Here is a 23,143-nt window from a genome sequence, read left to right on the forward strand (position 1 = left end):
AGCTACCTCGCAGGGCTCCACCTACGCGGCTCCCTCATCTGGATCCGCAGCCTCCGCCCCACCGAGTGATCTCAACCCGGAACAGGCCCTAGTCAGGAAGGCTCCGACGCCGTGATCACACAAGCCGCAGTGAGATCGCTCCACCCGTCGCCAGGTCTCCCGTTCACGGAGGTCTTGGACGGTCGCACCGAACCTTGAGCGGCGACCCCCACAGCCCCCGGCGGCCTGAGTCAGTCAAAGAGGGCAACGAGTCCGTTCACCCAGATCGCGAGGAACGCAAGGACTGCCACCAGGCATCCGGCCCCTGCCAGGAAGTCGGCAAAAGCGTTTCCCCTGCTGTCTTCCTTCCAGTCAGATGGGACCGTGTCCCAGTCGACGGGGCGTCCCATGGCATCGGAGCAGGCTGCTCGTACGGCTGCCAATTGCTCTCTGGCGAAGGCCGATGGGGCAAGCGACTCAGGCCCATGCCAGGCAAGTGCCCGCATGCGCTGCGGAGCTGTGGGGTATCTCGCCTCGAAGGCGGAGGTCTCAGCTGCGTCCCGGTCCTGTTCGAAGTACATCCAGCGGCCCGCTTCCGCAGGCTCTCCGTACAGGCGGTACACCTCGGCCAGGCGACGGCGAAGCATCAGGTCGTTCGGAAAGGACGACACCAGCCCGCGCAGGCGCTGGCGCGCGACGGGAACCCGGCCGGCGGCCAGGTCCGCGTCGACTCGGGCAAGGGTGTCTCTCAGCGGCATAAGTGCATGATCGGGTACCGCAGTGACCGTCGGCGACCTAGTTTTGTTGCTCAGCCCTCGCTCTCCCCGGGCCAACGTGCAGTGAGATCGGCTGAACTCCACTGAGGCGGGACACCACCAGTTGCGGGTCAGCCCTTCAGGAAGGCGATATCGATCGTGCGGCGAGGCATTCCTGGCACGGGTACGTGAAGGCGATAGCGGAGCCCCGCTGCGTACCGGAGCTTCCGCAGAGCCCCCTCGGACGCGGTGGTCCGGCTCAACTGCCGGCTCATCCGGGCAGAAACGGCAGCGGACGAAGGATGCACCGTGGTCATAAGCGAGCTTCTCACTTTGTCGGCTAGTGCCGCATCAGGCAACGTTCGCCCTGTTGGCAGGCGACGGGCCGCCAAGACAGACTGCTCGGCATGGAGTTGATCGCGCGGGGGCGGGACGCTGATGTGTTTGCCCTGGATGAGTCCAGGGTGCTGCGACGGTATCGGCATGAGGGGCGGCCGACCTATCTTGAGTCGCGCTTGATGACGCATCTGGCTGCGTGTGGGTATCCGGTGCCGAAGGTGTACGAGGTCACCGATACCGACATGGTTCTTGAGCGGCTGACCGGACCGACGATGCTGGAGGCGTTGGCGCAGCGCCCGTGGCGGGTGCGTTCCCTCGGTCGGGTGCTGGGCGGCCTCCACGATCGGCTCCATGGGTTGCCCGCACCGGCATGGCTGCCCAAACGGTTCGGTACTGCAGGTGATGACCGGGTGCTGCACTTGGACTTGCATCCGGACAACGTCATTCTGACCGGGCGCGGCCCCGTGGTGATCGACTGGAGCAATGCGGGTGCTGGTGATCCCGCTGCCGATGTGGCGATGACCATGGTGACCGTCGGCAGCGCCGATGTCCCCGGGCTCGCCGCACGTCTGGGGCGGGGCCTGCTTCTGCGAGCTATCCAAGGCGGCTGCGGAACTGATCCCGCCCAGCGGGTCCAGGAGGCGCTCAACGCCAAGCTGGCCGACCCGAATCTGACAACCACAGAGGCAGCATGGTTGCGCAAGCGTGCTGCTGTCTCTGCCGGTTCCTGAAACCGACGCGGGCTCGGGCAGTGGACGAGGTCGCCGTGTCCGGCTCTGGCGCGATGACTTGCCCACGGAGGGTCTGGCGCGGGCCGGGTGCATCGGCCAGGCTGCTGATCCGTGGTTGAGCGTGTGTGGGTTCGCGTGATCGATGACGATGAGGGCCGACGTCTGCTGCGGATCGTCCGCCGGGGCACCGGGTCGGTGGTGACCTGGCGGCGGGCCCAGATGGTGCTGCTGTCCGCGCAGGGCATGCCCGTGGCGAGGATCGCCGAGGTGACCTTCACCAGCCCGGACCGCGTCCGGGACGTGATCCACAACTTCAACGCCGACGGCTTCGACTGCCTCTACCCCAAGTACAAGGGCGGGCGTCCCAGGACCTTCACTCTGCCCGAACGCCGCGAGATCAAGAAGATCGCGAAGTCCAAGCCGACCGAGCACGACCTGCCGTTCTCGACCTGGAGTCTGACCAAGCTGGCGGACTTCCTGGTCGCCGAGGGGGTGGTCGACGACATCAGCCACGAGGGCCTGCGCATCCTGCTCCGCGAGGAAGGGGTCTCCTTTCAACGCCTGAAGGCCTGGAAGACCTCCCGCGATCGGGACTACGCGGCCAGAAAGGCGAGGGTCGAGCACCTCTACGCGATCGCCGACTCCAAGGTCGTACCCGAGGGCGGCGAGCCCGAAGTCATCTTCTGTATGGACGAGTTCGACCCGCTCAACCTGGTGCCCCACCCCGGGCCGGCAGTGGGCCGAGCGCGGCGGCAAGCACAAGGACCCCGACCGGGAGCCACGCCGCCGACGGCGCGCGACCTACAACCGCTACGGCGGAGTGCGGCATCTGTTCGCCGCCCTGAACCTGGGCAAGGACAAGCTCTACGGCCACATCAAGCCGGTCAAGAAACGCACCCAGTTCCTGGAGTTCTGCCGCTACCTGCGCACGCTCTACCCGCCGTCGGTGCGGATCGCGATCGTCTGTGACAACTTCTCCCCGCACCTGACAACGAAGCGGTGCCAGCGCGTCGGCGACTGGGCCGCCATGAACAACGTCGAGATCGCCTACACCTCGACCAACAACTTCTGGCTCAACCGCATCGAGGCCCAGTTCACCGCCCTGCGCTACTTCACCCTCGACGGCACCGACCACGCCACCCACAAGGAACAGGGCAGCATGATCCGCCGCTACATCATCTGGCGAAACCGCCATGCCGACGACCGGCGCCTACGCGCCGTCGTCGACAGGGCAAACGTTGCCTGATCCGGCACTAGGAACCGGCTACGAGGCGTAGGGGAAGGGCCCCGATCCGGGGTGGCGGATTCGACGGGGCCCTTCAACAATGCTGCGGCCTTCCTATGTTGCTACGCCGCCCCGTGGCACTCCCGGTACGCCCGTCCCGACCCGCACCAGCATGCCGCGCTCCGGGCCGGCGGCCACGGGACCGCGCGGCCGCGGGCCGCGAGGGTGGTGGCGTACTGGGGGAGGAGGTCCGGATCGGACGGCGACGTGGCTTCCGAGGCGGCGAAGGCCTCGTACGACGGAACCGTGCCGGTGACGATGCCGAGGTTCGGGGTCCCTGCCGCGTGCAGGTCGCGGAGAGAGGCTTCCAGGCGGGTCAGGTGCTCGGGGTGGGACGGGTACTCGGCGCGCAGGGCCGGGTACGCGGTCAGGAGCTCGTCGAGTTCCGCCGCCGTCCAGTGCAGGACCGCCACCGGGAACGGGCGGGACAGCGCCGTGCGGTAGGTGCCCAGTTCCGCGCGGAGGCGGGTGATCTCGGCCTGGAGCTCGTCCGGGTCGGACGAGCCCAGCGCCCACAGGCGCTTCGGGTCGTGGAGCTCGTCCAGCGGGACCGTGGCGCTGTGGAGGGTGTCGGCGAGCTCGTCCCAGGCGTCGTGGCCGAGGCCCATCAGACGTCGTACGCGGTGGCGGCCGAACAGCAGGGACTGGGTGGCGTACGGGACTTCCTCGCCCGGAGCCAGGAGCAGGGTCAGCGCGGCCGAGAAGAAGTCGTGCGCCGACTCCAGCTCGTCGTGCGATTCGAGGGTCTCGGCCGCGATCCTCCAGGGGGCTGCTTCGAGCGGTCCCGCCGCGCGGAGGCCGTCGATGATCGCGCGGGCCTCCGCCTCGTGACCGTACTCCCAGAGATTCGCTGCCTTGAGGGCCTTGATCAGGGACGGTTCGGCGGGATCGGCGGCGAGCAGCTCGTCGTAGAGGGTGGTGGCGCGGGGGCGCTGGTCGGCGAGCTCCAGGTGGGCCGCGGCGCGCAGGAGCAGCGGCTCCCGGTCGTCGGGGTACTGCGCCGCGGTGCGCAGCAGGCGCTCGGCTTCGGCGATGTGGTCAGCAGGCGTGTCGGGGCGCATGAACCACACCGTACTGCTGTACGGCTACGGGGCGGAGGGTTGTTCCAGCCCTGGAGAGTTACGGGTCGTGCCCTTATCGTGCGGGCCGTGAGGGAGCGGATACCGGTCGCGGTGCAGCGGAACCCGCGTGGGCGGCGCGTCGCCGCGCGTGGGCTGTGGACCGGCGCCGAGGCGGTCATGACCCTGGGTGTCGTGCTGCTGCTTCTCGTCGTCCATCAGCTGTGGTGGACCAATCGGCAGGCCCGGGCGGGAGCCGAGGACCAGGTGCGGGCCCTGGAGCAGGAGTGGGGCCGCGGCACGGACGGGGGCGGACAGCCGGCGGGGCCGTCGGAGGGCGGGGACGGGGACGACGGCTCGGCCCCGGTGTCGCGGGGTGGTGGTGGCGGGAGCGGGCGTACGACGGCTGCGGCGCGCGCGCCTCGCCGGGATCAGGCGTACGCCGTCATCCGCATCCCGCGCCTCGGGCTCACCGCCCCCGTCGCCCAGGGCATCAGCAAGAGCAGCGTCCTCGACAAGGGGTACGTCGGGCACTACCCGCGCACCGCGCAGCCCGGCGGCGTCGGGAACTTCGCGCTCGCCGGGCACCGCAACACGCACGGCGAACCGTTCCGGTACATCAACCGGCTGCGCCGGGGGGACCGGATCACCGTCGAGACCCGGGAGCGGGTGTACACGTACGTCGTCGACAAGACGCTGTCCCGGACGTCGCCGCGGGACAGCGGGGTGATCGCCGCTGTCCCGCGCAGCAATGTGCGGCCCCACGCCGGGTACCGCGAGCCCGGTGCCTATGTGACGCTGACCACGTGCACGCCCGAGTTCACCTCCCGGTACCGGCTCGTCGTGTGGGGGAGGCTGACGGGAGCCAGGGGGCGGTAGTGCCCTCGTGGGCCGGCGGTGCCGTCGCCGGACCAGGACTTGTCCGGCCGAGCATGTCATGGGTGTCTACCGAACCAGTGCCGTCGTGGGGCGAAATGGCTGAGCTGTAGGGTTCGGCCGGGGGTGATCATGACTGATCGTGACTGGGACGACGACAGTGAGTACCACAACGCAGTCGACCGGGCCGAACGAGCAACACGTGTCGGCTGGGCAGTGATCGCTGGTACGACAGGGGTGCTCGGCTGTGTTCTGATCGCCATGGCCATCGTCTGTGTGGTCGCAGTCGTCGCGTGTGTGTACGTAGTGATGGCGGCGGATTACTAGACTTGTCCCGGTCTGCGCACGGGCCGTACCGCCGGAGGATGTCGAGATGCGCCCGGGCGACGGGCTCGACCGGGACCGCGACGACCCGGTCAGCCGTGCCCTGCTCGCGCCGCGCCGGCTCCTCCGCCCGCTGGAGACCGACCCGGTCTGACCCTGACCGGCTCACGGAGCCATCGTGTATAAAAAATGGAGGGCCGAACGAGCGAGCCCACCGGACCGAGCGGGGGAGGGATCGATGAGTAGCGGTATCGACAGCCACCTGCACGGTGGCATCGCCCGCCTGCCCCGGCCCCTCGCCATCCTGCTCTTCCTGGTCACCGAGGTTCTCCTCGCCGAGGGCGGCAGCCTCTCCGCGGCGGTCGCGCTCGCCGCCACCGCCGCCGTCGGTTCCGCGCTCGTCGCCTGTTCGGTCATGAGCGCCCGCTGCGCCGCCCCGGTGCCCCGCACCCGGGTTCGTACCGCCATGCGTGACCGCGAGAAACGCACCGCGTTCCTGCCGCAGCGCGATCCCGATGCCAAGGGGCGCAGGCGGCCCCGAGCCCCCGGCCGTGCCCTCCTGACGGCCGCGTAGGGACTTCGTACCTTTCTCCGCCCGAGCACCAGTACGTGTGCTCGGGCATGCCCCACGCGGGCCGTCATGCCGAGCCAGATCGTCCTTCTCCCGGCACGACGAGACCCCCGGAGGGCTCATCCATGTCCACGATCATGTCCGCTTTCGCCACCCTGGTCGGCTCCTTCGCCGATCTGCTGCACCCGCTCTTCCAGGGCGCGGCCACCGCCGCCGCGATCGTCCTCCTCACCGCGCTCGTGCGACTCGCCGTGCACCCCCTCTCGCGGGCCGCGGCGCGTGGGCAGAAGGCCCGCACCAAGCTCCAGCCGCAGATCGCCGAGTTGCGCAAGAAACACGCCAAGAACCCCGAGCGCATGCAGAAGGCGCTCATGGAGCTGCACCGGGAGGAGAACGTCTCGCCGCTGTCCGGCTGCCTGCCCAGCCTCATGCAGATGCCCGCCTTCTTCCTGCTGTACCACGTCTTCTCCAGTCCGATGATCGGTGGCAATTCCAACGAACTGCTCAGCCACGATCTCTTCGGCGCCCCGCTCGGCGGGCACTGGCACGAGGCTCTCGCGGCCGGCGGACCGTTCGGCGCCCAGGCCGTCGTCTATCTCGGCCTCTTCGCGATCGTCACCGTCGTCGCCACGTTCAACTACCGCCGTACGAAGCGCCAGCTCGCGGCTGCCCCGGCCACCCCCGCCACCGGTCCCGACGGAAAGCCGGCACCGGGCATGGGCATGATGACGAAGCTGATGCCGCTGATGTCCTTCTTCACGCTCTTCTCGGTGGCGTACGTGCCGCTTGCCGCCGCGCTCTACATCGTCACGAGCACCACCTGGACCGCGGTCGAGCGCACCGTTCTCTACCGCGACATGCCGGCCGCGGGCGCTGCCATGGCCAGCGTGGCCTGACCGGCGGGGCGAGTGCGCCGGTCCAGTGTGTGAACAGGGCCTTGCAGAGTGATCCGATGTCTTGGAGGATCGGCCAGGCCTGCGATGGCCGCCACCCATCCGACGGGCCCGATCTCGACCAAGGGGAGAAAGACCGTTGAAGCTGCTTCGTGTGGGTACGGCAGGTGCGGAACGACCGGCGCTGCTGGACCGGGACGGAACCCTGCGTGACCTGTCGGGAATCGTCACCGACATCGACAGCGCCCTGCTCGCCGACGACTCCGCGCTGGCGCGGGTACGGGCCGCCGCGGCCGCGCCCGGCGAGCTGCCCGCACTCGACGCCGAGGGGCTGCGGGTCGGGCCGCCGCTCGCCCGCATCGGCAAGATCGTGTGCATCGGGCTGAACTACCACGACCACGCCACCGAGACCGGAGCGGCGATTCCGGCCGAACCGATCCTCTTCTTCAAGGCGCCGGACACCGTCGTCGGACCCGAGGACACGGTGCTGGTGCCGCGCGGCAGCGTCAAGACCGACTGGGAGGTCGAGCTCGCCGTCGTCATCGGCCGCACCGCGCGTTACCTGGACTCCGCCGAGGAGGCGCTCGGCCACGTCGCCGGGTACGCGGTCGCGCACGACGTCTCCGAGCGCGAGTTCCAGATCGAGCGCGGCGGCACCTGGGACAAGGGCAAGAACTGCGAGACGTTCAACCCGCTGGGGCCGTGGCTCGTGACGGCCGACGAGGTCCCCGACCCGCAGGCGCTGCCGCTGAAGCTCTGGGTCAACGGCGAGCTGAAGCAGGACGGCACGACCGCCGACCAGATCTTCCCGGTGGGCGAGGTGGTCCGCTACCTCAGCCAGTTCATGACGCTGTACCCGGGCGATGTCATCAACACCGGTACGCCCGCGGGCGTGGCCCTGGGACAGCCGGATCCCAAGCCGTATCTGCGGGCGGGGGATGTCGTCGAGCTGGAGATCGAGGGGCTGGGGCGGCAGCGGCAAGAGCTGAAGGACGCGTAGCCGTCGCTTAAAGGTCGGAGGGGTGGTGTGCCGCTGGTGCGGCGAGCCACCCCTCCGTCATGCCATGCCAGTCGTCTGAGTCGTCTCAGCCGGAGATCGTGCTGGCGAAGTGTTCCAGCGCGTCGACGACCAGCGCGTGGTCCTCCGCCTGCGGCAGCCCGGACACGGTGACCGAGCCGATTACGCCCGCGCCCTCGACCGCGATCGGGAACGAACCGCCGTGCGCGGCGTACGTCTCCGGGTCCAGCCGCGAGGAGTCCTCGAACGTCGTCCCCTTCGCCCGGAACCGGGTCCCGACCAGGTACGAGCTCTCGCCGTACCGCTCGACGACCTTGCGCTTGCGGTCGATCCACGCGTCGTTGTCCGCGCTCGAACCGGGCAGCGCGGCATGGAACAGCTGCTGGGCACCGCGCCGGATGTCGATCGCGACCGGCGCGTGGCGCTCCCGGGCCATGGAGACGAGCAGCCCGCCGAGCGCGTACGCGTCGTCGTAACTGAAATGCGGCAGTGTCAGCCGGCGCTCCTGCGCGATGAGCTCGGAGATGGTCGGAGCGGTGGGGTTCATGCGGGCTGCTCCTCGGAAGCGGTGGACAGGGTTACGGTGACGCCCTCGCGGGCCGAGCGGCGGGCGGCCTCCAGGACGTCCAGGGCCGCGGCGGCCTGCAGTGCCGTCACCGGATTCTCGCCCTTTCCGCGCACCGCGTCGGCGACCGCCGCGTAGTACGCCGGGTAGTCGCCCGGCAGGGTGCGGACCGGGATGCCACCACCGGTCAGCGGCGACTCGCCCGAACCGGTCCGGCCCCACAGTGCCTCGGGCTCCTCGCCCCAGCCGGAAGCGGCGGCGGACGGGCGGTGGCCCTCACGCAGGGCGGCCTCCTGCGGGTCGAGACCGTACTTCACATAACCGGCCCGCGAACCGAGGACGCGGAAGCGCGGCCCGAGCTGGGCGGTGGTGGCGCTGACGTACAGATGCGAGCGGACCCCGTTCGCATGGGTGATCGCGAGGAACGTGTCGTCGTCGGTGACGGCGCCGGGCCGGCGTACGTCGGACTCCGCGTACACCCGCACCGCCGGGCCGAACAGCACGAGCGCCTGATCGACGACGTGGCTGCCCAGGTCGTACAGCAGCCCGCCGATCTCCTCCGGGTCGCCCGACTCGCGCCAGCCGCCCTTGAGCTGCGGGCGCCACCGCTCGAAACGGGACTCGAAGCGCTGTACGTCACCGAGCTCGCCGTCCGCGATCAGCTGGGAGAGGGTCAGGAAATCGTTGTCCCAGCGGCGGTTCTGGAAGACGGACAGCAGCAGCCCGCGCTCCTCGGCCAGCGCGGCGAGCGCGCGCGCCTCGGCGGCCGTGCCGGCGATCGGCTTGTCCACGACGACCGGCAGACCGGCTTCGAGCGCGGCGGTCGCGATCGGGACGTGGGTCTTGTTGGGGGAGGCGATCACGACCAGGTCCAGCTCGTCGGCGCGCGCCCACAGCTCGTCGGGCGACGCGGCGAACCGGACGTCCGGGAATTCGGCACGGGCCTGGGCCCGACGCTCCTCGTTCGACGTGACGACCGTGTCGAGGGCCAGTCCCTCGGTCGCGGCGATCAGCGGGGCGTGGAAGACCGAGCCCGCCAGGCCGTAGCCGACGAGTCCGACGCGGAGGGCGGAGCCGGACGTCCGGGGTGTCGTGATGCCAGTCATGCACACCACTTAAGCAACGCTGTTGCCAAAGTGCAAGCGAGGGGGACAATGGGGCAGTGAACACGAGTAACACCGGGGCGAACCTACCGACACTGCGCAGCCACAACGCGGCGCTCGTGCTGGACCTGCTGCGTGTCGCGGGCGAGCGCGGGATCAGCCGGCTGGAGCTGGCGGAACGGACGGGGCTCACCCCGCAGGCCGTCAGCAAGATCACCGCCCGGCTGCGGGCGGAAGGCCTGGCGACGGAGGCGGGCCACCGCGCCTCCACGGGCGGCAAACCGCGCACGGTGCTGCGCCTGGTTCCGGACGCAGGACACGCGGTGGGGCTGCACCTGGACCGGGACGAACTGACGGTGGTCCTGGTCGACCTCGCGGGCACGGTCGTGGCGAGCCGCAGGACACCGCTGGACTTCGGTGCACCGGCGGGCGAGGTGGTCGCCGCTGCGGCGCGGCAGGTGGGGCTGGTGCTGGGCGGGCCGGGCGGGTCGGGCTCGGGCGGGACTGCGGAAGCGGGGCCGGGCAGCTCCGCGCCCACCGCCCCCGACGGGGTCGGCTCCGGACCGCACGCGGCCTCCCCCGTGGCTCCGCCGTCCACCGTGCTCGGGCTGGGTGTTGCCGTGCCCGGGCCGCTTGATCACCGGGGGGGTGTGCTGCATCGCGTCACCGGGTTCCCGCAGTGGGACGGGTTTCCGCTCCGCGACGCTCTCACCGCGCGCACCGGGTTGCCCGTCGTCGTAGACAAGGACACCAATGCCGCGGCTCTCGGGCTCGCCCTGCGGGCCGACGGGCCGGGGGACTTCGCGTATCTGCATCTCGGTACCGGGCTCGGTGCCGGGCTCGTGCTCGGTGGGGCCGTGCATCACGGGGCCCGTACCGGGGCCGGTGAGTTCGGGCATCAGACCGTGCTGCTGGACGGGCCCCCGTGCAGCTGCGGCGGGCGCGGCTGTATCGAGGCGCTCTGCCTCGCCGCCGTCTCGGCCGGCGATGCCGCGGAGGCCGCGCGGGTACTCGGGACCGGCGCCGCCAACCTGGTCGGGCTGCTCGACATCGACCGGGTGGTGCTGGGCGGCCGCATCGTCGACGCCGACCCCGATACGTACGTCGGTGGGGTCCGGGCCGTGATCGGTGAGCGCGTCCGGTGTGACGGCTTCGGTGCGGCCGTGCCGCTCGTCATGACCGCGGGCGGGGACCGGCCGGTCGTCGAGGGGGCCGCCCAGCTCGTCCTCGCCCCGCTGTTCGGGCGACTCGGCGGCGCCGGGGCGTAGGGCTGTTCGAGCGGTTCGGGTCACCCGAGCGGGCGCACCCCCGCCATGTCGGCGCCCGCCGGGTCGCGCGCGTGTGGCAGCGTCGCCGCCTACAACCGGTGAACTCCGGGCACGGTGCGATCCGGCCGTTACGCGAGCAGCAAAGGGTGTCCCCCCCAATGCCTCCCACGCCTCCCCCTTCCCGGCCGCGCCACGGAATCGCCCTCGGACTGGCCGCGGCGTCCGTCGTCCCCGCCGTCGTGCTCGGCGGCGCGTCCGCCGCATCCGCCGACGCCGCCGCGGTGCCCGGTGCCGTCACCGCCGACGAGCAGCCCACCTGTGGTGACCCGAAGGCGGCCGACTTCCCGATCACGACCCGGATCCGCGGCGGCCCGGAGGCGTATGGGTCCGGCGGGGGATACGGCACCTGGTTCCTGGATATGACCAATACGACCTCGAAGCCCTGCGGCGCCATCCACCCGGTTCTGGTCCTCACCGACGAGGAGCGGAAGCTGACCTCCGACCAGATCCAGCTGGAGTTCTCCGAGCCGGACCGCCCCGATGTCCCGCACCGCGTCACCTGGGAGACGACCGACCGCGACGAGCACATCGGCGTCTTCGGCGGCGACGGCGCCGACACTTTCGGCGGCTTCACCATCCCTGCGGGGCGCACCGTCACCGCCCTGATCCGGATGGCGTTCACCTCCGACACCGACCCCAATCGGATCACCGCCAAGGCCGCGATCGTCCAGCGTAAACAGGCCGCGGGTGACGACGGCGCCAAGAAGACCCCGGCGGGTGATGACGGGGACTGGGTCGGCGAGTCCGACGACTACGTCTTCGGCGTGGTCGAGGACGAGGGCGACGGTGGCGACACCGGTGATGAAGACACGGGGGGTACGGGTGACGTCGGCGGTATCGGTCGAGACGGCGACGTGAAGCCCGAACCGCCCCTCAACAGCGCCACTTCGGGAACCGGTGACGCAGGTGGGGTCGACGGCGTCGGTGTCGATGGCGGTGGTGGCATCGGGGGAACCGGCGGCACCGGTGGGGGCGACGGTGGAACCGGTGACGCGGGTGGTGTCGACGGCGGCGGCGGTGGCATCGGAGGATCCGGCGACACCGGTCGGGTCGGCCGTGGTGGTGACATCAGGGGAACCGGTGACGCGGGTGGCGTCCACGTCGGCGACCGCATCGGCGGAACCGGTGACACGCCCAGGCTCAGCGCCTCCGGAGAGGCGCCGCCCACCGCCCGGGACCCGCAGGGCCCACCCGTGCTCGCCAGGACCGGACCGGGGGCCGTCATCTGGACCGAGGGTCTCGCCGCCGGGCTCTGTCTGGCCGGCGGTGTGGCCGCCCTGAGAGGGGCGCGGCGGATCCGCCGCACCCGTCGTTGACCTGCGGGCCCCGAAACGTTCACCGTCGTTCATGTCCGTCTGCCACCATCGCGAGGTGGACTACCTGCACGACCAGGCACCTGGCGCACCGATCCGTTCCGGCATCCCGGAGCACGGCCGTATCCCCAAGTACTACGCCGTGAAGGCCCATGTCTCCGTCCTCATAGAGGAGTTGGGCGAGGGCGGCATGCTGCCCACCGAGCGTGATCTCGCGATCCGCTACGAGGTGTCGCGCGAGACCGTGCGGCAGGCGCTGCGCGAACTCCTGCTGGAGGGCCGCCTCGCCCGCCAGGGGCGCGGCACCGTCGTCGCGGGGCCCAAGCTGGAGCAGCCGCTCTCCCTCGCGAGCTACACGGAGGGCGTACGCCGTCAGGGACGGACGCCGGGCCGTCACCTCATCGGCCTGGAGCAGTTCCCCTGTCCCGCCGCACTCGCCGCCGAGACGGGCGTCGAGCGGGGCGAACCGGTCTGGCACCTGGAGCGTGTGCTGCTCGCCGACGACGACCGGGTCGGCCTGGAGAGCACCTACGTCTCCGTCGCCCGCGTGCCGGACCTGGACACGGAGTTCGACCCCGACTCCTCCTTCTACGCCTACCTCCACGACCGGCTCGGGATCACTTTCGGCGACGCGGACGAGCGGATCGAGACCGTGCTCGCCACGCCGCGCGAGGCGCTGCTGATCGGTACGCCGCCCGCCCTGCCCATGCTGCTGCTCCACCGCGTCTCGCGGGACGTGAGCGGGCAGCCGCTGGAGCGGGTGCGCACGCTCTTCCGCGGCGACCGGTTCTCCTTCACCGCGCACCTGGGCCGCCAGGGCTGAGCGATGCGGCGCGGCAATCGACGCGCATTGATCACGAGAATGTAACGGGTCTAGGCCAACATTGGGCCCTGGTTCACCCTCTCGTCGCCCGGCCGATCCGTGCGAGTCATTCGCCCCCACGAGCGTTGCCGTCGTGAGAGTCATCGTCGTAGGAGCCGGCGTGGTGGGAACCATGCACGCCTGGCACGCAGTGAACCGCGGCCACGAGGTCGTACAGATCGAGCGCGAGAGTGAGGCACGCGGAGCATCACTCCGCAATTTCGGACAGATTTGGGTCAGCGGCCGGGCCGGCGGCGAAGAGCTGGAGACCGCGCTGCGCGCCCGCGAACTGTGGGAGGGCATCGGGGAGCAGGTGCCCGGCCTGGGCTTCCGGCCCTGCGGTTCGCTGACCCCGCTCCGCACCGAGCTGGAGGTCGCCGTCGCCGAGGCGGCCGTCGCCCGCCCCGACGCCGCGGCCCGCGGCTACAAGCTGCTGACGGCCGGCGAGGCCCGCGCGATCAACCCCGCGCTCCGCGGTGACTTCGTCGCCGCCCTGTGGTGCGAGCGAGACGCCGCCGTCGAGCCGCGCACCGCGCAACTGGCCCTGAAGCAGGAGCTGGTGGCGTCCGGCCGGTATACGTTCCTCGGCGGCCGCGAGGTCCGAGAAGTCGTCGGTACCGCCGCCGTCCGCGACGACCACGGCGACGTGCACATCGGCGACGCCGTCATCCTGTGCACCGGCGCCTGGCTCGGCGGCCTCGTTCGCGAGCTCGCCGGACCCGAGCTGCCCGTGCGCCGCGTCCGCCTCCAGATGATGCAGACCGACCCGCTCGGCGAAACGCTCACCACGTCCGTCGCCGACGCCGACAGCTTCCGCTACTACCCGGCGTACCGGAGCGAGGCGCTCGACGCCCTCAACGCCGGCCAGGCCCAGGCGCCGACCGCGGCCGAGCACGGGATGCAGCTGCTGATGGTGCAGCGCCGGGACGGCGGACTGACCATCGGCGACACCCACGAGTACGAGCACCCGTTCGCGTTCGATGTCGTCGAGGAGCCGTACGAGCACCTCACCCGGGTCGTCGAGTCCTTCCTCGGCCGCCCGCTGCCGAGGATCCGCCACCGCTGGGCCGGGGTCTACGCCCAGTGCACCGACACCAGCCGGGTCGTCCACCGCCAGCAGGTGCGGGACGGCGTCTGGCTGGTCACCGGGCCGGGCGGCCGCGGCATGACCTGCTCGCCCGCCATCGCCGAAACGACCGCCAACGAACTGGGCTGGTGAAGAAGTTGAGCAACACCGACAAGCTGAATCTCGTCGTCCTCGACATGGCCGGGACCACCGTCGCCGACGGCGGTCTCGTCGAGCAGGCCTTCGGCGCCGCCGCCCGCTGCCTCGGCGTGGCGCCCGGCTCCGCCGACCACGCCGAGAAGCTCGCCCATGTGCGCGCCACCATGGGCGAGTCCAAGATCTCCGTCTTCCGGCACCTCTTCGGCGACGAGAGCAAGGCCCAGCGGGCCAACCTCGCCTTCGAGGAGGCTTACGCGGAGCTGGTCGACGGCGGCCGCATCGCGCCGGTCCCGGGTGCCCGCGCAGCCATCGAGCGGCTCACGGGCGAAGGGCGGACCGTGGTCCTGTCCACCGGTTTCGCCCGCACCACCCAGGACGCGATCCTCGCCGCGCTCGGCTGGCAGGACCTGGTCGCCCTGACCCTCTGCCCGGCCGACGCGGGCGGCCGCGGCCGCCCCTACCCGGACATGGTCCTCGCCGCGTTCCTGCGCACCGGGGCCGTGGACGGCGTCCAGCAGATCGTTGTCGCGGGGGACACCTCGTACGACATGCTCAGTGGCGCACGCTCCGGCGCCGGGATCGTCGCCGGCGTGCTGACCGGCGCACACGACAAGGAACAGCTGCGGCGCAACGGCGCCACGCACGTACTCGGCTCGGTCGCCGAGCTGCCGGACCTCATCGCCCGGGCGGAAGCATGACCGGCGGGGCCACCGCAGGCAGCGGCATCCGGTTCGACCAGGTCAGCGTCGCGTACGGCGGGAACATCGTCCTCGACCGGCTCGACCTGACGGTGGAACCCGGCGAGGTCATGGCCCTGCTCGGGCCGTCCGGGTCCGGCAAGACCACGGCCCTGCGCGCCGTCGCCGGCTTCGTCCAGCCCGTCTCCGGGCGGGTCCGGATCGGCGACCGGGACGTCACCGGCCTGCCGCCGCACAAGCGCGGCATCGGCATGGTCGTCCAGCAGTACGCCCTGTTCCCGCACATGCGGGTCCGGGACAACGTCGCCTTCGGTCTCAAGGCCCGCAAGGTCGCGAAGGCGGAGATCCCCGGGCGGGTCGCCGAAGCCCTCGAACTCGTCGGCATGGCCGCGTACGCCACGCGCTACCCGCGCGAGCTCTCCGGCGGACAGCAGCAGCGCGTCGCCATCGCCCGCGCGCTCGCCATCCGCCCCGGCGTGCTCCTGCTCGACGAACCGCTCTCCGCGCTCGACGCCCAGCTGCGCTCCGGGATGCTCACCGAACTGGCACGGCTGCACCGGGAGTTGCCGGACGTCTCCATCCTGTACGTCACGCACGACCAGGTCGAGGCACTGACCCTCGCCGACCGGATCGCGGTCATGGACAAGGCGCGGCTCCAGGACTGCGGCACCCCGCAGGAGCTGTACCGCCGCCCGCGTACGGAGTTCACCGCGTCGTTCGTCGGCAATGCCAACCTGCTGCCGGTCACCGTCGCAGGCACCACCGGCGCCGTGGACTTCGCCGGGCACGCACTCGCCGTACCGACCGGCGATGCGGCGGGCGGCGTCACCGCAACCCTCTGCGTCCGACCCCACCTGGTCGGACTCGGTGACGGCCCCAACGCGCTGACCGGCACTCTCGCCGAGGTCCAGTGGCGCGGCTCCACCCACCGGCTGTACGTCGACATCCACGGCCACCGGATCAAGGCCGACCTGCGCGAGCTGCGCGAGACCCCGCCGCTCGGCGACAAGGTCACCGTGCACTTCGCCGCCGAGGATGCGGTGCTGCTCCCGGCCGGCGCCGGGGCCGGGGGAGGGGTTCATGGCTAGCGCCGTGGCCGAAGACGTGTCCTCGGGTGCGTCCGACAGCCGTCCTGTCCTCCATCTCCCCCATAGCCCCAAGGGCATGGGAGGGACCCCCTCGACGGGCCCCAGCAATCTCGTCTGGGCGCTCCCGCCCGTCGCCGTCCTCGCCCTCGTCTTCCTCTACCCGCTGGCCCTCGTCGTCCAGCAGTCCGTCAGCCCGGACGAAGGCGGCACCTCGCTCGCCGCGTACGGCGACGTCTTCGCCTCCGCGTCGTTCCGCTCGGCACTGACCACCACCGTCTGGCTCGCCGTCGGCTCGACGGTCGGCTGTCTGGTGCTGGGCTTCGTCCTCGCGCTGGTGATCGCCTTCGTGCCGTTTCCCGGCGGCCGGGCGGTCGCCAAGTTCATCGACGTCTTCCTCTCCTTCCCGTCCTTCCTGATCACGCTCGCCCTGCTGTTCATCTACGGCACCGTCGGCATGGCCAACGGCGTCTGGACGGACGTCACCGGGGCGGCGGACGGGCCCTTCCACTTCCTCACCACCCCGTGGGGTGTCCTCCTCGCCGAGATCACGTACTTCACCCCGTTCGTGATGCGGCCGCTGCTCGCCGCGTTCTCCCAGCTCGACACCGCGCAACTGGAGGTGGCGTCCTCCCTGGGCGCGAGGCCGGCCCGGATCGTGCGGCAGGTGATCCTCCCGGAGGCGCTCCCGGCGCTCGCCGCGGGCGGCTCCCTCGTCCTCGTGATGTGCCTCAACGAGTTCGGCATCGTGCTGTTCACCGGCGCGAAAGGTGTCACGACCCTGCCGATGCTGGTCTACGGCAAAGCGATCCTGGAGTCCGACTATCCGGCCGCCTGCGTCGTCGCCGTCGTCAACATCGCGATCTCCGTCGGTCTCTACAGCCTGTATCGGATGGTGAGCCGCCGTGTTGGTGCATAGCCGTACCGGGAAGTGGGCCACCTGGGCCGTGTTCTTCCTGCTCTTCGTCCCGCTGTTCGCGGTGCCGCTGCTGGTGATCGTCGCCGCGTCGTTCACCACCAACTGGTCCGGCGCCTTCCCGTCGGGGCCGACCACCGAGCACTACAAGGCCGCCACCAGCGGCGACTCGCTCCAGGCCCTCACCACCAGCCTGATCACCGCCGTCAGCGCCAGCCTGCTCGCCCTCACCGTGGGCACCTGGGCCGCGCTCGCCGCCGCCTCGCTGCGAAAGCGCGGACGCCGGTTCCTGGACGGGCTGTTCATGCTGCCGGTCGCCGTGCCGTCCGTCGTCGTCGGTCTCGCCGTGCTCGTCGCGTTCAGCAAGCCGCCGATGCTGCTCAACGGAACACGCTGGATCGTGATCCTGGCGCACACCATTCTTGTCACAGCGTTTGCCTATCAGTCGGTTTCAGCCGCAATAGTGCGTCTCGACCCGATGTACGAACAGGCGGCAGCCAGTCTCGGCGCCCGCCCGTCCTCTGTCCTGTGGCGGATCAGACTGCCGCTCCTGCTGCCCGCCCTCACAGCGGCCGCAGGGCTCTGCTTCGCCCTGTCCATGGGCGAGTTGAGCGCCACGATGATGCTCTACCCGCCCGACTGGACACCGCTTCCGGTGCAGATCTTCGCGGCGACCGACCGCGGCTCGCTCTTCACCGGTGCCGCTGTCGCGGTGGTCCTCATGGGGACGACGCTGCTCGTGCTCCTCGGCGTCGCCCGCATCCGCACCAGGGCCTCCTACCGCTGACACCTCCGCACTGAGCGGCGTTGTCGTCGGTCGACGACTCCCCCACAGCCTTAAGGGCGTGGGAGGTGCCCCCTCCGCGTCGCCTCCCTCCTCCGCCTTGCCGGGCTTGCCCCTCGCCCCGCTCCTGCCTCCACCCCGCCCATGTACGCGGCCTCTTACTCACCTTCCAGGAGATACGACACCCATGCGCAAGAACTTCCTCAAGCCGACAGCCGCCGTCACCGGCTGCCTCGCCCTCGCCGCCACCCTCTCCGCCTGCGGCGGGTCCTCCGCCGCCTCCGACGAGAAGGTCGTCACCGTCTACAGCGCCGATGGGCTCAAGGGCGAGAACGGCGACGGCTGGTACGACAAGGTCTTCAAGGACTTCGAGAAGAAGACCGGCATCAAGGTCAAGTACGTGGAGGGCGGCTCCGGCGAGATGGTGCAGCGCGCCGTCCGCGAGAAGTCCAACACCCAGGCCGACGTCCTCGTCACCCTTCCGCCGTTCATCCAGCAGGCCGACTCCAAGGGCCTCCTGACGGCGTACGAACCGGCCGGCTCCGACCAGGTCGACGCAGCGGACAAGGCGTCCGACGGAAAGTGGACCTCGGTCGTCAACAACTACTTCGGGTTCGTCTACAACAAGAAGGAGCTGAAGACCGCGCCCGCCACCTGGGAAGAGCTCCTCGGCGGGACGTACAAGGAGAAGATCCAGTACTCCACCCCCGGAGTCGCCGGTGACGGCACGGCCGTCCTCATCAAGGCCATGCACGACTTCGGCGGCAAGGAGCCGGCGATGGAGTACCTGAAGAAGCTCCAGGCCAACAACGTCGGCCCGTCCGCCTCCACCGGCAAGCTCGCCCCCAAGGTGGACAAGGGCGAACTCCTCGTCGCCAACGGTGACGTCCAGATGAACTACGCCCAGTCCAAGGACATGCCGAACCTCGGCATCTGGTTCCCCGCCAAGGCCGGCTCCAAGCCCACCACCTTCGCCCTGCCGTACGCGGCCGGACTGGTCGACAAGGCCCCGCACAGCGCCAACGGCAAGAAGCTGATCGACTTCATGCTCTCCGCGCAGGCGCAGAAGGATGTCAGCGCGGTCGGCGGCGGCTTCTCCGCCCGTAAGGACGTCGAGGCCACCGACGCGAACGCCATCGCGCTCAGCAAGCTGATGAACGGGGTGGAGGTCTTCGAGCCGGACTGGTCGGACCTCGGCGCCAACCTGGACACGTATGTCGAAGCCTGGAAGTCGGCCACCGGCAGCTGACCGTCGGCCGGCGATTCACCTTGAGAGAAAGGGACTTGGACGGATCATCGCGCAAAGGTAACGGGTCTGGACCATCCCGAGAGCGGCACCGGACGGTCCAGGCGCCGGTGATCCGGCACCGGGTGATTCGGTACCGGGCGTTCCGGCCGTATCGGCTGGTTGAACGGACGGCCTAAAATCGGGGATGTCGGCGCTGCACAACGCGGTGCCGCCGGCGTCCCCGCACACGGCGTACGGCAGGAGTCCCGCATGGCAGAGCGCAAGCCGATCTCATCCTGGCTCACCGACATGGACGGAGTCCTGATCCACGAGGGGACGCCGATCCCCGGGGCGGATGCCTTCATCAAGCGGTTGCGGGACTCGGGGATGCCCTTCCTGGTCCTCACGAACAACTCGATCTACACCGCCCGCGACCTGCACGCCCGCCTGGAGCGCATGGGTCTCGACGTGCCCGTGGAGAACATCTGGACCTCCGCCCTGGCCACCGCCCAGTTCCTGGACGACCAGCGGCCCGGCGGCACGGCGTACGTCATCGGAGAGGCCGGGCTCACCACCGCTCTGCACGACATCGGCTACGTCCTCACCGACCACGAGCCGGACTACGTGGTCCTCGGCGAGACCCGTACATACAGCTTCGAGGCGCTCACCAAGGCGATAAGGCTGATCAACGGCGGCGCCCGCTTCATCTGCACCAACCCGGACGAGACCGGCCCGTCCGCCGAGGGCCCGCTGCCTGCCACCGGGTCCGTCGCCGCCCTCATCACCAAGGCCACCGGCAAGGCCCCGTACTTCGCGGGCAAGCCCAATCCGCTGATGATGCGCACCGGGCTCAACGCGATCGGCGCCCACTCTGAGTCCAGCGCCATGATCGGCGACCGGATGGACACCGATGTGCTGGCCGGCCTGGAGGCGGGGATGCAGACGTTCCTGGTCCTCACCGGTCTCACCACAGTGGCCGACATCGACAAGTACCCCTTCCGGCCCTCCACGGTCGTCGACTCCATCGCCGACCTGGTCGACCTCGTCGACGTGAGCTGAGCGCCGTGCGAGGAGGGCCGCCCGCGGGCCTTCCCGGCGCCGCCCAGGGCCTGCCCTTCGGATCATCCCGGATCCGAAGGGCAGGCCCTGAATGGCCTAGTCCCTCACCCCTGCGGATGCGAAAAGCCGCCGGACGCGTGAACCTGCCATCAGGAGGTTCACGATGCGTTCCATACCCCTCACGTTCTGTGGGGCCGCGGTGATCGCGGCGACCCTGATACCCGCTCCCGCCGCACTGGCCGACTCCGGCTCCGGCTCCGGCACCGGTAAGGACTCGAAGTCCCGCGCCACCCTCTCGGTGACCCCGTCCTCCCTCGCCCCCGGCGATGACGTGGACCTGCAGGTCGACGGCTGTCAGGGCAAGGAGGCCAAAGGGATCTCCGACGCCTTCGCCTCCGATGCGCGCCTCACAGCCGACGACCGCGGCGGGTTCTCCACCCGGGCCAGGATCCGCTCCGACGCCACGCCCGGCGCGTACGACATCTGGGTGACCTGTGACGGCGACAACGCCACCAGGGTGTCCGGCACCGTCACCGTCGCCGCAGGCGACCCTTCCGGACCGCTCGCCCCGATCGCCCCGGTCCGGGCCGGTGGCGGAGGGACCGCCGTCCTCACCGAACAGGCGGCCGAGCGGGACGGCCCCGGCACCGCGCACGCCGTGCTCGGGCTGGCCCTGGCCACCCTCGCGACCGTCGCCGTAGCCCTCCGCGGCGTCCGCCGTCGCCCGACCGCGGACTGAACGAGATGTCCGCCTCGGACCGCCCGGCAGGGACCGGCCGGCTGCTCACCGGAGTTGCCTGGGCCATTCTGCTGATGGGCCTGTGGCTCTGGGGCCGCGGCATCGCCGACGGCTCCGGCGCGAGCTCCGCCCCGACCACCGGCGACATCGCGGCGGTCGGACGCCCCCACGGTGTACCGCTGCCCGCGGCGCACGCCCCGATCAAGGGTGCGGCGCCGGAACGCATCGAGATTCCCTCGATAGGAGTCCGGGCCCCCGTCATCGCCCGCGGCCTGGACAAGGCGGGGGCGATCGACCCGCCACCGTTCGCGAAACCGCAGACCGTCGGCTGGTACGGCAGCGGCACCCGACCCGGCGCGGCGGGCGCCGCGCTCCTCGTCGGCCACGTCGACACCGAGACCAAACCGGCCGTCTTCTACGGACTGAGCGCGGCCCGCCCCGGCGCGAAGATCCGGGTCGTCCGGACGGATGGCTCGGTCGCCGAATTCACCATCGACGACGTCCAGGTATTCACCCGGGAACGCTTCGACGCCCACAAGGCCTACGGGCCCCACAAGGACGGCCGGGCGGAGCTGCGGCTGATCACCTGCGGCGGCACGTTCGACCGCGCGTCGCACGAGTACAACGCCAATGTGGTCGTCTCGGCGTACCTGACCGGCGAGAAGCCGTCCGCGGGCAAGTCCGCGTAGCGGACCGTCCGGTGGACGAGGTGCACCTGGCCCGGCCGGCCGTCCGCTTTCCCCCCGGGCGCCGACCGGGCCGGTCCTCGACCGCGGTGCGCGGGCTGCGGGAGAAGCCCGGCGCCGACACGGGAGACAAAGGGGGCGTGTGGGCCACTACGCGTCACTGCAGGGCGCCCAACTGCCTGCATAGAAAAGATATTTGACGATACGTCCAGAACCGGTCGCTCTGCGTCGTTCGACGCCTGGGTGTGTCAGGATGGATTCGCCCGGTCTTGTCCGGCACCCAAGGGGGAGTGGATGTACGGCAATTACACCGGCCGGTCCGGTGCGGGGGCAGTGGCGCTGGCCGTGACACTGCTGCTCGCAGGGTGTTCTTCGTCCTCGTCCTCCGGTGGCGACGAGAGCCCCGCCGGGAGCACCCCCTACTGGGTCAACCCGGACGGGAACGCGGCCCGGCAGGTCGCCGCCTACACCAAGGCCGGTAACGACATGGACGCCGACCTGATCAAGAAGATCGCCCGGCAGCCGGTCGGGGAGTGGATCGGCCCGGACAACCCCGAGGCGGAGGCGAAGGGCTTCACCGAGGCTGCCCGGAAGGCCGGTCGGCAGGCGCTGCTGGTTCTCTACAACATCCCGCACCGTGACTGCGGCCAGTTCTCGAAGGGCGGCGCCGCGGACGGCGACGCGTACCGCGCCTGGCTGGAGGGAGTGGCGAAGGGCATCGGTGACCGCCGTACCACGGTGATCCTGGAGCCGGACGCGCTGCTGCACCTGATCGACGGCTGCACCCCGCAGGAGTTCCACGAGGCGCGGTACGACCTGCTGGGGGGCGCCGTGCAACGGCTGAAGCAACTGCCGCGCACGCGCGTCTACATGGACGCGGGTAACGCGGGCTGGCGTACTCCGGACGCGCTCTTCCGGCCGCTCCGGCAGGCGGGCATCGCGGACGCGGACGGCTTCGCGGTCAACGTCTCCAACTTCCAGACCACGGCGGCCAGTACGGACTTCGGAAAGCGGCTGTCGGTGAAGGTCGGCACCAAGCCGTTCGTCATCGACACGAGCCGCAACGGCAACGGTCCGTACGACGAGGGCGACCCCAAGGAGAACTGGTGCAACCCACCGGGCCGGGCGCTGGGTGAACCCCCGACCACGGACACGGGTGAGGACCTGGTCGACGCGTACCTCTGGATCAAGCGGCCGGGGGAGTCGGACGGCGCGTGCAAGGGGGGCCCGAAGGCGGGGGAGTGGTGGCCGGAGTACGCGTTGGGGCTGGCCCGCAACACGAGGTAGTACCGGGGGCGTCCGGTGGCCGGTTCTTTGTCCTCAATCGCCGGACGGGCTTCAAGGTGCCGCCCGGCGAGGCGGGACGCATGCCCGTCCAGCGCGAGGCGTCCGTCCTCAATCGCCGGACGGGCTTGATGGCGCCGCGCGGGACTGACGGTGCACCCGCAGCGGGCACATCAAGCCCGTCCGGCGATTGAGGACAGCGGGGTCACCGGGGGCGGCCCTAGGTGTACTGACCCGTGAGGTTGGGGACGCGGCTGGCGGGTGGTTGGCCCTTGAGCGCGGTGTGTCCGCGGTGGTGATTGTAGGTGTGCAGCCAGGCGGGGTAGGCGTCGCGTCGCTCGGCCTCGCTCCGGTAGGGCTGTGCGTAGGCCCATTCGTCGAGGAGGGTGCGGTTGAACCTCTCCACCTTCCCATTGGTCTGGGGCCGGTAGGGGCGGGT

The 23,143-nt window shown here is 70.6% G+C and carries 24 protein-coding genes and 3 pseudogenes; 21 read left to right on the top strand and 6 right to left on the bottom strand.

Going from position 1 to position 23,143, the window contains the following annotated elements; all coding sequences use genetic code 11:
• Window positions 1–230: 230 nt before the first annotated feature.
• Both AB0915_RS29935 and AB0915_RS29940 read right to left on the bottom strand, forming a co-directional pair.
• Entirely contained in the window at window positions 231–737 is a 507-nt protein-coding gene (locus AB0915_RS29935; RefSeq protein WP_366694058.1) for a DUF6584 family protein, read from the bottom strand.
• A 140-nt stretch (window positions 738–877) separates the two neighbouring features.
• Window positions 878–1,051 (bottom strand): annotated as a pseudogene (locus AB0915_RS29940) (very short patch repair endonuclease); the annotation flags it as partial.
• Between the two features lie 90 nt (window positions 1,052–1,141).
• On the opposite strand from AB0915_RS29940, the gene AB0915_RS29945 reads away from it, so the two are divergent.
• Window positions 1,142–1,804, top strand: a complete 663-nt coding sequence (locus AB0915_RS29945; RefSeq protein ID WP_366694059.1) for an aminoglycoside phosphotransferase family protein — start codon at window positions 1,142–1,144, stop codon at window positions 1,802–1,804.
• A 111-nt stretch (window positions 1,805–1,915) separates the two neighbouring features.
• A pseudogene (locus AB0915_RS29950) lies at window positions 1,916–3,050 on the top strand (IS630 family transposase).
• Between the two features lie 101 nt (window positions 3,051–3,151).
• Here AB0915_RS29950 and AB0915_RS29955 read toward each other — a convergent pair.
• Complete coding sequence (locus tag AB0915_RS29955) at window positions 3,152–4,150, bottom strand: SEC-C domain-containing protein (RefSeq protein ID WP_366694060.1); 999 nt, start codon at window positions 4,148–4,150, stop codon at window positions 3,152–3,154.
• Between the two features lie 87 nt (window positions 4,151–4,237).
• On the opposite strand from AB0915_RS29955, the gene AB0915_RS29960 reads away from it, so the two are divergent.
• The 6 genes and pseudogenes from AB0915_RS29960 to AB0915_RS29985 all read left to right on the top strand — a co-directional run bounded on the left by AB0915_RS29960 (window position 4,238) and on the right by AB0915_RS29985 (window position 7,811).
• Complete coding sequence (locus AB0915_RS29960; RefSeq protein WP_366694061.1) at window positions 4,238–5,026, top strand: class E sortase; 789 nt, start codon at window positions 4,238–4,240, stop codon at window positions 5,024–5,026.
• 129 nt (window positions 5,027–5,155) lie between these two features.
• On the top strand, window positions 5,156–5,350 hold the full coding sequence (locus AB0915_RS29965; protein ID WP_366694062.1) for a hypothetical protein: 195 nt from the start codon (window positions 5,156–5,158) through the stop codon (window positions 5,348–5,350).
• A gap of 25 nt (window positions 5,351–5,375) precedes the next feature.
• Window positions 5,376–5,501, top strand: a pseudogene (locus AB0915_RS29970) (transcriptional regulator); the annotation flags it as partial.
• 84 nt (window positions 5,502–5,585) lie between these two features.
• Window positions 5,586–5,921: a DUF6412 domain-containing protein gene (locus tag AB0915_RS29975; RefSeq protein ID WP_366694063.1), complete on the top strand. Its 336-nt coding sequence runs from the start codon at window positions 5,586–5,588 to the stop codon at window positions 5,919–5,921.
• Between the two features lie 122 nt (window positions 5,922–6,043).
• Entirely contained in the window at window positions 6,044–6,814 is a 771-nt protein-coding gene (locus AB0915_RS29980; RefSeq protein WP_366694064.1) for a YidC/Oxa1 family membrane protein insertase, read from the top strand.
• Between the two features lie 136 nt (window positions 6,815–6,950).
• A complete protein-coding gene (locus AB0915_RS29985) occupies window positions 6,951–7,811 on the top strand; it encodes a fumarylacetoacetate hydrolase family protein (RefSeq protein WP_366694065.1) in 861 nt (286 codons plus the stop codon).
• A gap of 85 nt (window positions 7,812–7,896) precedes the next feature.
• Here AB0915_RS29985 and AB0915_RS29990 read toward each other — a convergent pair whose 3' ends face one another.
• Together AB0915_RS29990 and AB0915_RS29995 are read right to left on the bottom strand one after the other, a co-directional pair.
• A complete protein-coding gene (locus AB0915_RS29990) occupies window positions 7,897–8,376 on the bottom strand; it encodes a heme-degrading domain-containing protein (RefSeq protein WP_366694066.1) in 480 nt (159 codons plus the stop codon).
• Window positions 8,373–9,500, bottom strand: a complete 1,128-nt coding sequence (locus AB0915_RS29995; RefSeq protein ID WP_366694067.1) for a Gfo/Idh/MocA family oxidoreductase — start codon at window positions 9,498–9,500, stop codon at window positions 8,373–8,375. Before AB0915_RS29995 ends, AB0915_RS29990 begins: the two co-directional genes overlap by 4 nt.
• Window positions 9,501–9,556: 56 nt before the next feature.
• Here AB0915_RS29995 and AB0915_RS30000 point away from each other — a divergent pair, with 56 nt between their 5' ends.
• The 13 genes from AB0915_RS30000 (at window position 9,557) to AB0915_RS30060 (ending at window position 22,707) form a co-directional block, all read left to right on the top strand.
• Entirely contained in the window at window positions 9,557–10,765 is a 1,209-nt protein-coding gene (locus AB0915_RS30000) for an ROK family transcriptional regulator (RefSeq protein ID WP_366694068.1), read from the top strand.
• Between the two features lie 158 nt (window positions 10,766–10,923).
• Window positions 10,924–12,141: a hypothetical protein gene (locus AB0915_RS30005; protein WP_366694069.1), complete on the top strand. Its 1,218-nt coding sequence runs from the start codon at window positions 10,924–10,926 to the stop codon at window positions 12,139–12,141.
• A gap of 55 nt (window positions 12,142–12,196) precedes the next feature.
• A complete protein-coding gene (locus AB0915_RS30010) occupies window positions 12,197–12,961 on the top strand; it encodes a GntR family transcriptional regulator (RefSeq protein WP_366694070.1) in 765 nt (254 codons plus the stop codon).
• A gap of 133 nt (window positions 12,962–13,094) precedes the next feature.
• Window positions 13,095–14,219: a TIGR03364 family FAD-dependent oxidoreductase gene (locus tag AB0915_RS30015; RefSeq protein WP_366694071.1), complete on the top strand. Its 1,125-nt coding sequence runs from the start codon at window positions 13,095–13,097 to the stop codon at window positions 14,217–14,219.
• Window positions 14,216–14,923, top strand: a complete 708-nt coding sequence (locus tag AB0915_RS30020) for a phosphonatase-like hydrolase (RefSeq protein ID WP_366694072.1) — start codon at window positions 14,216–14,218, stop codon at window positions 14,921–14,923. Before AB0915_RS30015 ends, AB0915_RS30020 begins: the two co-directional genes overlap by 4 nt.
• A complete protein-coding gene (locus AB0915_RS30025; protein ID WP_366694073.1) occupies window positions 14,920–16,011 on the top strand; it encodes an ABC transporter ATP-binding protein in 1,092 nt (363 codons plus the stop codon). The genes AB0915_RS30020 and AB0915_RS30025 overlap by 4 nt, the downstream gene beginning before the upstream one ends.
• 76 nt (window positions 16,012–16,087) lie before the next feature.
• Window positions 16,088–16,927 carry a 2-aminoethylphosphonate ABC transporter permease subunit gene (locus AB0915_RS30030; protein ID WP_366694081.1) on the top strand — a complete coding sequence of 280 codons (840 nt, stop codon included), beginning with the start codon at window positions 16,088–16,090 and terminating at the stop codon, window positions 16,925–16,927.
• A complete protein-coding gene (locus AB0915_RS30035; protein ID WP_366694074.1) occupies window positions 16,914–17,711 on the top strand; it encodes an ABC transporter permease subunit in 798 nt (265 codons plus the stop codon). The genes AB0915_RS30030 and AB0915_RS30035 overlap by 14 nt, the downstream gene beginning before the upstream one ends.
• A gap of 184 nt (window positions 17,712–17,895) precedes the next feature.
• Window positions 17,896–18,957: a 2-aminoethylphosphonate ABC transporter substrate-binding protein gene (locus tag AB0915_RS30040; protein ID WP_366694075.1), complete on the top strand. Its 1,062-nt coding sequence runs from the start codon at window positions 17,896–17,898 to the stop codon at window positions 18,955–18,957.
• A gap of 249 nt (window positions 18,958–19,206) precedes the next feature.
• On the top strand, window positions 19,207–19,995 hold the full coding sequence (locus tag AB0915_RS30045; protein ID WP_366694076.1) for an HAD-IIA family hydrolase: 789 nt from the start codon (window positions 19,207–19,209) through the stop codon (window positions 19,993–19,995).
• Between the two features lie 163 nt (window positions 19,996–20,158).
• The gene (locus tag AB0915_RS30050; protein ID WP_366694077.1) at window positions 20,159–20,734 is read left to right on the top strand and encodes a hypothetical protein; all 576 of its coding nucleotides are present in this window, start codon (window positions 20,159–20,161) and stop codon (window positions 20,732–20,734) included.
• 5 nt (window positions 20,735–20,739) lie between these two features.
• Window positions 20,740–21,423 carry a class F sortase gene (locus tag AB0915_RS30055; protein ID WP_366694078.1) on the top strand — a complete coding sequence of 228 codons (684 nt, stop codon included), beginning with the start codon at window positions 20,740–20,742 and terminating at the stop codon, window positions 21,421–21,423.
• Window positions 21,424–21,714: 291 nt separating this feature from the next.
• Entirely contained in the window at window positions 21,715–22,707 is a 993-nt protein-coding gene (locus AB0915_RS30060; protein WP_366694079.1) for a glycoside hydrolase family 6 protein, read from the top strand.
• A 217-nt stretch (window positions 22,708–22,924) separates the two neighbouring features.
• On the opposite strand, the gene AB0915_RS30065 is transcribed toward AB0915_RS30060, so the two are convergent.
• Window positions 22,925–23,143, bottom strand: a 219-nt coding sequence (locus AB0915_RS30065) for an integrase core domain-containing protein (RefSeq protein ID WP_366694080.1), incomplete at its 5' end; no start/stop codon positions are given.

The organism is Streptomyces sp. NPDC048411 (assembly GCF_040704695.1).
Classification (GTDB): Bacteria; Actinomycetota; Actinomycetes; order Streptomycetales; family Streptomycetaceae; genus Streptomyces.

Excerpts from the sequence above, each read along its gene's own strand:
- AB0915_RS30040 (WP_366694075.1), top strand. The coding sequence starts at position 17,896 with ATGCGCAAGAACTTCCTCAAGCCGACAGCCGCCGTCACCGGCTGCCTC.
- AB0915_RS30050 (WP_366694077.1), top strand. The coding sequence starts at position 20,159 with ATGCGTTCCATACCCCTCACGTTCTGTGGGGCCGCGGTGATCGCGGCG.
- AB0915_RS29965 (WP_366694062.1), top strand. The coding sequence starts at position 5,156 with ATGACTGATCGTGACTGGGACGACGACAGTGAGTACCACAACGCAGTC.
- AB0915_RS30005 (WP_366694069.1), top strand. The coding sequence starts at position 10,924 with ATGCCTCCCACGCCTCCCCCTTCCCGGCCGCGCCACGGAATCGCCCTC.
- AB0915_RS30025 (WP_366694073.1), top strand. The coding sequence starts at position 14,920 with ATGACCGGCGGGGCCACCGCAGGCAGCGGCATCCGGTTCGACCAGGTC.
- AB0915_RS30060 (WP_366694079.1), top strand. The coding sequence starts at position 21,715 with ATGTACGGCAATTACACCGGCCGGTCCGGTGCGGGGGCAGTGGCGCTG.
- AB0915_RS29995 (WP_366694067.1), bottom strand. The coding sequence starts at position 9,500 with ATGACTGGCATCACGACACCCCGGACGTCCGGCTCCGCCCTCCGCGTC.
- AB0915_RS29955 (WP_366694060.1), bottom strand. The coding sequence starts at position 4,150 with ATGCGCCCCGACACGCCTGCTGACCACATCGCCGAAGCCGAGCGCCTG.
- AB0915_RS29975 (WP_366694063.1), top strand. The coding sequence starts at position 5,586 with ATGAGTAGCGGTATCGACAGCCACCTGCACGGTGGCATCGCCCGCCTG.
- AB0915_RS29945 (WP_366694059.1), top strand. The coding sequence starts at position 1,142 with ATGGAGTTGATCGCGCGGGGGCGGGACGCTGATGTGTTTGCCCTGGAT.
- AB0915_RS30055 (WP_366694078.1), top strand. The coding sequence starts at position 20,740 with ATGTCCGCCTCGGACCGCCCGGCAGGGACCGGCCGGCTGCTCACCGGA.
- AB0915_RS30045 (WP_366694076.1), top strand. The coding sequence starts at position 19,207 with ATGGCAGAGCGCAAGCCGATCTCATCCTGGCTCACCGACATGGACGGA.
- AB0915_RS29980 (WP_366694064.1), top strand. The coding sequence starts at position 6,044 with ATGTCCACGATCATGTCCGCTTTCGCCACCCTGGTCGGCTCCTTCGCC.
- AB0915_RS29990 (WP_366694066.1), bottom strand. The coding sequence starts at position 8,376 with ATGAACCCCACCGCTCCGACCATCTCCGAGCTCATCGCGCAGGAGCGC.
- AB0915_RS30030 (WP_366694081.1), top strand. The coding sequence starts at position 16,088 with ATGGGAGGGACCCCCTCGACGGGCCCCAGCAATCTCGTCTGGGCGCTC.
- AB0915_RS29935 (WP_366694058.1), bottom strand. The coding sequence starts at position 737 with ATGCCGCTGAGAGACACCCTTGCCCGAGTCGACGCGGACCTGGCCGCC.